Raw genomic sequence first — 8,419 nt, 5'->3', positions numbered from 1 at the left:
TTGTAACCTACTAAATCTCCCAAACAATAAATGCTGTCGGGATTTCTTTTTTCAACATCTGCAAAGAATGCTTCCAATGCAGGGAGATTAGCGTGGATGTCAGAGAATAATACGATTTTCATTTTATTATAATTTTGCTGTTATTTAAATACATTTTTAATGACTGTTCCAATGTTACCCGAAGGAGCCTGTATGTCCAGGATAGCTGAAAGCGTTGGTGCTATATCGCTGATCTTATCGACTGAAAAATCCGTCTCATTTTTCATTTCTTTGTTATACCAAAGAAGAGGTAGGTATCGTATCATACCTATAGGTGGATCCATGTGTAGTCCCGGTGCCCGAAGGATTTCTCAGAGAACCACCGCTAAAGATCGCTGTAACATCGCCGCAACAATAAGCTTTGGTTTTCCTAGCTGTTGTGATTTTAATGATTTTGTCCATAGCGAAATCCGCAAAAAGTTAATTTAATGTATATCCTATTCAAGATGTTTCAGCACCTTTGCCTCCATATAAAAGATGATTTCTTCTGCGATGTTTTTACTCTGATCGCCGACCCGTTCCAGCCTGCGAATGATCGATAGTACGTTTAGTGCCTGCACTGTTTTCTGAGGATGTTTTTGAATAAATTCAGCTATATTTTTATTGGCCTCAGCATTGATCTCGTCCAATATTTCATCTTTTTCAAAAATGCTTCTGGCAAGCTTTGTATCTTCTTTTTCAAAGGCATGGAGAACATCTGAAACGATATGGTTTGCTCCAGTAAACATTTCTTCAAATCTCGTACTTTTTAGCAATTCTTTGTCAAATGGCTCCTTTTCACTAATAATAAACCTACTGATCCCTTCGGCGATATCACCGATCCGTTCCAGATTATTATTGATCTTTAAGGTTGCCAAAACAAATCGCAGATCAACCGCGACAGGATTGTATAATGCAAAAATGCTTTCGCAGTCCCTGTCTATTTTCAGTTCCATTGAATTTACTCTTTTTTCACTAGCGATCACTTCTCTTGAAAAACCCTTATCAAACGTTTTGAGCGCGTGAAGGCTTTTTTCCAATTGGCTGATCACCAGTTTCCACATCACGGTGGTATCCGCTTTTAATAATTTGAGTTCAGTTTCTAAATGGGTCATAATGAGTAGAATTATGTACGTTAGTTTTAAAATAGAGTCCTAGCCAAACCTACCTGTTATATAATTTTGTGTAGCATCCTTTGCCGGATTTGTAAATATTTTATCCGTAGCATCATATTCAATCAATTCTCCTAAATAAAAGAACGCCGTTTTATCACTTACCCTTGCTGCCTGCTGCATATTATGTGTTACAATAACAATGGTGAAATCACTTTTTAACTCATAAATTAATTCTTCGATTTTTGCAGTTGAAATTGGGTCAAGGGCTGAGGCAGGCTCATCCATCAATAATACAGAAGGCCTTACCGCAATGGCTCTTGCTATGCATAATCTCTGCTGCTGACCACCTGAAAGGGCCATCGCGGATTTGTGAAGATTGTCTTTCACCTCCTCCCATAAAGCTGCTTTTTTCAAGGCACTTTCCACAATATCTTCGATATCAGCTTTTGATCTTTCTCCATTGATCCTTAGTCCAAATGCAACATTTTCAAAAATTGATTTAGGAAAAGGATTAGGTTTTTGAAATACCATTCCTATCTTTTTACGGTACTCGTAAACATCAATCAGGTTTTTATAAATATCAACATCATCGATTAGTACCTGCCCATTTATGGTTACATCGGCAATAAGATCATTCATCCTGTTAAAACATCGTAAAAAGGTTGACTTTCCGCAACCAGACGGCCCTATGAAAGCCGTTACGGTATTTGCCGTAATATTGATCGAAACATCTTTTAGTGCCTGTTTAGTTCCGTAGTATAAATTAAGATTTTTCGTTCTCAGTTTATATTGGCTATATTCCGTTTCCATTACAATGCTGTTTTTTTGTACCATCTGTTTCTTAGTGTTATGGCTATTGCGTTCAATAAAAATGTAAAGACAAGTAATACAATGATCCCTGCTGCTGCATTTTCTATAAATCCCTGCTGGGGGCGGGAAGTCCAGTTGAATATTTGTATAGGTAGTGAAGTGTATTGGTCTAAAGGCCCTTCAGGAATGAAAGGAACATAGGCTAAAGCTCCCACAACAATTAAAGGAGCTGTTTCTCCTATGGCTCTTGATACAGACAGAATAATACCGGTGAGAATACCTCCAAAAGATGCAGGCAAAACCACTCTGCAGATCGTCTGCCATTTTGTAGCTCCAAGCCCAAATGCAGCTTCACGCATTGAATCAGGTACTGCTTTAATAGCCTCTCTGGTCGATACGATAATGACCGGCATGATCAATAAAGCGAGTGTTAAAGCACCGGACAAAATACTATTCCCTAAACCGGCAGTCCGAACAAATAACTGAAGACCTAATATTCCATAAATGACAGAGGGAACACCCGCCAGATTGGAGATATTGATCTCAATAAATTTTGCCAGTTTATTCTTTTTGCCATATTCTTGCAGATATATACCGGATAAGATTCCAATAGGCAGGGCTATCAGAAGGGTGAAGAATAACAGACTAATCATACCTGCCATTGCAGTATATATTCCTGACTGTTCCGGAAAACGGGAGGGCAGGCTGGTAAAAAATGACCAGTTTACACGTGATATTCCTCTGATCAAAATGTCAACAATTAACAACAGGAGAGTTAAAAGTGCAGAACAGGTGCATAAGATGGCGAAGACTTTGAAGATCCTGTCTTTTGCGTTTGCGGATATTAAAGCTTTATTCATAGCGTTGCTGATATTTTTTTCTGATCCAAAAACTAATATTATTCAGTAAAAAGGTAAATAAAAAAAGGGTAATGCCTGCCGCAAATATGGTTCTGTATTCCAAAGAATCCTGAGGTACATCGCCCATGCTCACTTGAACAATATAGGTCGTAATTGTTTCTACCGATTCCAGCGGATTAAGTGTTAGTTTAGGTTCCTGACCTGCCGCAATTGCCACAATCATGGTTTCTCCTAATGCTCTTGATATCGCTAGAATAACGGATACGATGATCCCAGAATTTGCCGCTGGTACCAACACCTTGAAAGCAGTTTGGAATCTGTTCGCTCCTAACCCGTAAGATGCTTCTCTTAATGATTTAGGCACAGCTCTTAAGGCATCTTCGCTAAGTGAAGTGATATAGGGAATGATCATAATACCCATTACAATTCCAGGAGACAAAGCATTAAAACCCGATAAGCCGGGAATAATTTTCTGGAGCAGCGGGGTTACAAATTGCAAAGCAAAGAACCCATACACAACTGTAGGGATAGCAGCCAAAACTTCCAGCAAGGGTTTAACAATAGCCGTGAATCTTTTCGAGGCATATTCATTCAGGTAAACAGCAATCGTAATGCCTACAGGCACCGCTATTGACACAGCAATAAATGTAGTAAGCAGCGTACCTGACAGCAAAGATAAAATACCAAAATGTTTGTCTTCAAAAAGTGGTGTCCATTGTGTATCCGTAATGAAATCAAAAAGAGATACCTCTCCAAAGAATTTAAATGTATCAATGGACAGTACCAGAATAATGCCAATGGTCGTCAATACAGATACCATGCTACAGAGTAGCATCATTGTTTCCATAACTTTTTCCGACTTTAATTTAATCCTGATCATATCTTATTTTTCTGATAGTAGCTGTAATAAATTGACGCCAACAATAGACTTATTTTCAAATACTGAACCTGTTTTAAGCGTTTTAAACCGACTATGAGAAAGCTCATACACTTCCGGTGGAAGCGGAACATAACCTACTTCTTTGGCTAAGACGGCAGCATTTTTCATGTAAAACTGGATGAACTTTTTAACAGCGGGCTTTGTTGCAGATTTTGCATTAACATAAATAAACTCTGGTCTGGATAATGGCTGATATGTACCATTTTGCACCGTTATTTCTGTTGGATAAACCGCCTGAGCATCTGCTGTTACTTTTACAGGAATAAGTTTCAGCTTGCTTTTATTTTCTGAATAGTAAGCTAAACCAAAATAGCCCAGGCCGTTTTTGTCTGACGAAACTCCCTGAACAAGTACATTGTCATCCTCACTTGCAGTATAATCTCCCCTGGATGATTTTGCTTTCCCATTGATAGCCTCTGTGAAATAATCGTATGTTCCTGATGATGTACCCGCTCCGTATAAATTTAAAGGAACGTTTGGCCAGGAGTCTCTAATCTGTTTCCATGTATTGATCTTTCCCTGGCTTTCTGGCGACCACATCTTTTTTAATTCTTCAACAGTAAGGTAATCTACAAAATCATTTTTAGGACTTACCACTATAGCCATTCCATCATAAGAAACTGGTATCTCAATAAATTGGATACCATTGCTCCTGCTTATTTCTAATTCACTTTTAGTGATTGGCCTTGAAGCGTCGCTGATATCTGTTTCACCTCTTAGAAATTTCTTAAATCCCCCTCCCGTACCCGATATACCAACAGTAATCCTAGTGTCAGGCTCTATTTTTCTAAACTCTTCAGCAACAGCCTCTGTTAAAAGATAAACACTGCTTGAACCATCAATATTAACTTTATCCTTGTATTGTTTAAAACAAGAACATAATGAAATAGCTGGGATTAAAAACAAATATTTAGGTGTAAGTAGTTTCATTCCTAGGTATTTAAGCTTTTGAAGAATTTTCTGATGAAAAATATTTTTTTCTGAACCAAAAAGCAAGGTTTACTAGTGCAATTAAAGCCGGAACTTCAACCAATGGGCCTATAACCCCTGCAAATGCTTGCCCTGAATTGATGCCAAATACACCGATAGCGACAGCTATTGCCAATTCAAAGTTATTACCTGTAGCAGTAAACGCTATCGAGGTACTCTTGGAATAATCTGCTCCAAAATAACGTCCTGCAAAAAAACTAACCACAAACATTATGGAAAAATAGATCACCAGCGGAATGGCAATTCTTACTACATCCATAGGAATTTGAACAATCAGTTCTCCTTTTAAGCTGAACATTACCAGAATTGTGAAAAGCAGTGCAATAAGCGTAATTGGTGAGATTAACGGAATAAACTTGTTTTCGAACCAATCCTCTCCTTTAAGTGCAATGAGTGAGTATCTGCTGATGACCCCCATAGCGAAAGGAATACCCAAATAAATACCTACACTTTTGGCAATTTCAGATATGGTAATATTAACTTCGAGGCCTTTAAGCCCAAAAAATGGTGGGAGAACAGTAATGAAGATGTATGCAAATATGCTATATAGAATAACTTGAAAAATACTGTTCAGGGCAATCAAGCCAGCGGCATATTCACGGTTTCCTTCTGCAAGTTCATTCCACACAACAACCATTGCAATACAGCGGGCAAGGCCGATCAGAATCAATCCAACCATATATTCAGGGTAATCCCTTAAAAATATAATCGCCAAAAAGAACATTAAAATCGGACCGATCACCCAATTTAGTACCAGGGAAACGCTAAGCACTTTAGTGTCCTTGAAAACCTCCCCCATTTTTTCGTATTTAACTTTGGCAAGTGGGGGGTACATCATCAAAATAAGTCCAATTGCCAGTGGTATGTTGGTTGTTCCACTAGAAAATGAATTAATAAAATCCGAAGAGGATGGAAAAAAAAAGCCTATCGACACGCCAATAGCCATAGCCAGGAAAATCCACAGGGTAAGGTATCGGTCTAAAAAGCTTAGTTTTTTTCTTTCGCTTGCAGGTGCACAATTTGTTGCTGACATATTTAATTATTTCTATGAAGTATTAATAATGGTTTAGTGGCTTTCAAAGCCAATTTTCTGGTTGCACTTTCATGAAACAGCGTTTCAAGAAATCCTCTTTGTTTAGGTACTGCCATCATCAGGTCAATTTGATGTTGATCGGAAAAATCAAATAATCCGGCAATAACATCCTTATTTCTAAGGTAGTGAAATTCTGGCTCGACTTCATCTAATAACTGATGAAGTGCTGCCTGTTCAGAGCGCTGATTTGCTTCTTCCACATTTTCTCCATGATCAACATGAACAATGTGAAGGGTTGCATGAAAAGATTTAACAATCGATTTCAATTGGGCATCAGGCAACCTATGAAGAATATCTTTTAAGTCACAGGCAAGCATTAAAGCTTTTACCGGTGCTATGGTTGCTAACGAAGGAACAATCAGTAAAGGAAATTTATGGCGTTTGATTAAATTTGCCGGAATACGGCCAACTCTATTTACCCCTTTAGAATCATTACCGCAAATACCCAATACAACAAGATCTATTTTTTGGTTCTCTGTAATCTCCTCTACCGCTTTAAGTACCGGTCTGTCATCGGCAAGGACATCAATGATTATACCTTTTCTCAATCCAGCTTCTAATTGAGCCTTGATGCGAGTAAGTCCGTGTAATGCTCCTGAATATAATGCATATTTACCGCTGGACGTTGGTGCCAGAACATCTGTAACCAAGATCATATCAGGACGGGGATTCGGATACGAGTGGTATATAACAATCCTTTCGATTCCCATTTGATCTGCAATGGAAGAGAGATAAGAAGCTGCATGTTTAGCAGTTTCTGAAAAATCCATTAACAATAAAATCGTTTTCATTGATTATAATATTTAGTGAATGAGCAGAGTGGTAAATTTTATCAGAATAAATAACGTGTTTCCTACCAGAGTAAGCTAAAGCATCAGTAGCGTTTACCGTTTGTTATTTTAATATTTGCAGCATCAGCAGTTACAAAGGATTTCTTTTATTTTCTGAGCGTTCTATAATTAATCTGTTTAAAGTATTATTGCAATTTAACGATTGATTTAATTAAAAAAAGGTTAGCAGCAATTAGCTTCGCCTTTATATGATTTTAAAAAAGCACCTACCTGTTTTTCCAGCAGTTCCCAGGTTACAGGATTAATGCAATAGCAAACACTAACACCTTCAACCGTTCCCTTTATTATTCCAACATTTTTAAGTTCTTTTAAATGTTGCGAAATCGTCGCCTGCGCCAGTCCAAGTTCTTCAACTAAATCTCCACACACACATGTGTTAAAAGTCATTATCCTTTGCAGGATAGCAATACGAGCCGGGTGAGCCAAGGCCTTCAATAAGGTGGAAAGCTGGTTTTGCTCGTCTGTAAATATTTCTGTTTTTGTAAGTCCCATATTATATAATGCAATATTACGATTATTTTGTTACACGAACAAAAATTAATCGTTATTTAACGATTAATTTTTATAAGTATTTAATTTTTAATATCAAAAATTATTATAAATATGATCAAATGATTTTTAGATTTATCTGATTTTAGGAATTAATGCTTGTGCTAGCTTTGATTTATGATTAATGAAAAAATATGGCAGCTAAAGCAGTTTTTAAAGCAGTAGAGCTACATTCAGTAGGCTTATATAAATGTTTTATTTGTATTTGCAATCTCTTATGAATTTATTTAGAATTACATCTTCTCAAGTTACACCGCCTTAATTTAGCAGGCCAACAATTCATTCTATATCCAAAAGCCTTTTTTGGATAATTTTTCTTATACTTTCAGAAATCGATGCCCAGTTCTCCTGCTAATTCTGAGATATTGGTTCTATCATTACTCAATTGGACAGCTTTTGTTTTAAAAGCCGAATCATAAATTTTTCGCTCGCGTTTCATAAATTAAAATTAAGGTTTTATGCTTAACTCTAACTGGACGCTAAATTAGTATATCCACATCAAACCTGCGTAAAATACATACAGCTGGAGTTCATACCTGCGTAAATCAGATAGAGGTTACCTGCAAAAAAAGGATTATGCCAATCATTAAACCTGCGTAAAATACATACAGCTGGAGTTCATACCTGCGTAAATAAGATACAGATCATCTGCAAAAGATAGGACAATATACATCATCTAACCTACGTAATACGAATACAGGTGCAATCTCATACCTGCGTACATTAGATACAGGTCACCTGCGTAAACTAAGTACAGGTTAAAATTATTACAATTTGATTTACAATACTATAGATAAATTCTCACTTTACAAGCAATTATTATTTTTGTTTCATACTTAAAGGCTTCACCTTTACATTTTCCCAATAAAAATCATAAAAGAATAAAACGTACTGATTATCAATACTATAAATTATTTTTCAGAACTCCGAAAAATGAGCGGCCTTTTTAAGCAAGATGTGTCTTTGTATATACAAACTTTTACAAGTTTTATATCCTAAGACGCTCTTGCCTTTTTTGCAAAAAGGGGAAAAAACTGCGGAACTTGTTTTTTTAGAGTTTCAGCTAGTATTTTTTTAAGAATAGTATTTTCTTCTTAACCATAAACTAACCCTAACCAATAAAATTAAAACAGGTACTTCCACAAGAGGGCCGATGACCCCAACAAATGCTTGTGAAGAATGGATTCCAAAAA

At 36.8% G+C, this 8,419-nt stretch carries 10 protein-coding genes and 1 pseudogene; all 11 read right to left on the bottom strand.

The window, feature by feature from the left end:
* Positions 1-122: metallophosphoesterase family protein (locus tag H562_RS15485; protein WP_169463241.1), on the bottom strand; the 122-nt coding region annotated here is incomplete at its 3' end.
* Between the two features lie 18 nt (positions 123-140).
* Positions 141-266, bottom strand: coding sequence for a hypothetical protein (locus H562_RS15800; RefSeq protein ID WP_262493279.1), 126 nt, complete (start codon positions 264-266; stop codon positions 141-143).
* 210 nt (positions 267-476) lie between these two features.
* On the bottom strand, positions 477-1,133 hold the full coding sequence (gene phoU, locus H562_RS0101040; RefSeq protein WP_084466308.1) for a phosphate signaling complex protein PhoU: 657 nt from the start codon (positions 1,131-1,133) through the stop codon (positions 477-479).
* 39 nt (positions 1,134-1,172) lie between these two features.
* Complete coding sequence (gene pstB / locus H562_RS0101035; protein WP_027375810.1) at positions 1,173-1,943, bottom strand: phosphate ABC transporter ATP-binding protein PstB; 771 nt, start codon at positions 1,941-1,943, stop codon at positions 1,173-1,175.
* Positions 1,943-2,803, bottom strand: a complete 861-nt coding sequence (pstA, locus tag H562_RS0101030) for a phosphate ABC transporter permease PstA (RefSeq protein ID WP_027375809.1) — start codon at positions 2,801-2,803, stop codon at positions 1,943-1,945. Before pstA ends, pstB begins: the two co-directional genes overlap by 1 nt.
* Positions 2,796-3,683, bottom strand: coding sequence for a phosphate ABC transporter permease subunit PstC (gene pstC, locus H562_RS0101025; protein ID WP_034690362.1), 888 nt, complete (start codon positions 3,681-3,683; stop codon positions 2,796-2,798). Before pstC ends, pstA begins: the two co-directional genes overlap by 8 nt.
* 3 nt (positions 3,684-3,686) lie before the next feature.
* The gene (locus tag H562_RS0101020; protein ID WP_027375807.1) at positions 3,687-4,673 is read right to left on the bottom strand and encodes a PstS family phosphate ABC transporter substrate-binding protein; all 987 of its coding nucleotides are present in this window, start codon (positions 4,671-4,673) and stop codon (positions 3,687-3,689) included.
* 10 nt (positions 4,674-4,683) lie between these two features.
* Positions 4,684-5,766, bottom strand: a complete 1,083-nt coding sequence (arsB, locus tag H562_RS0101015; RefSeq protein WP_027375806.1) for an ACR3 family arsenite efflux transporter — start codon at positions 5,764-5,766, stop codon at positions 4,684-4,686.
* A gap of 2 nt (positions 5,767-5,768) precedes the next feature.
* Positions 5,769-6,617 carry a universal stress protein gene (locus H562_RS0101010; RefSeq protein WP_027375805.1) on the bottom strand — a complete coding sequence of 283 codons (849 nt, stop codon included), beginning with the start codon at positions 6,615-6,617 and terminating at the stop codon, positions 5,769-5,771.
* A gap of 222 nt (positions 6,618-6,839) precedes the next feature.
* Complete coding sequence (locus tag H562_RS0101005) at positions 6,840-7,169, bottom strand: ArsR/SmtB family transcription factor (RefSeq protein WP_027375804.1); 330 nt, start codon at positions 7,167-7,169, stop codon at positions 6,840-6,842.
* Positions 7,170-8,300: 1,131 nt separating this feature from the next.
* Positions 8,301-8,419, bottom strand: a pseudogene (locus H562_RS15595) (arsenical-resistance protein); the annotation flags it as partial.

The organism is Kaistella palustris DSM 21579 (genome assembly GCF_000422265.1).
Taxonomy (GTDB): domain Bacteria; phylum Bacteroidota; class Bacteroidia; order Flavobacteriales; family Weeksellaceae; genus Kaistella; species Kaistella palustris.
This window is presented reverse-complemented; position numbering and strand designations above follow the sequence as displayed.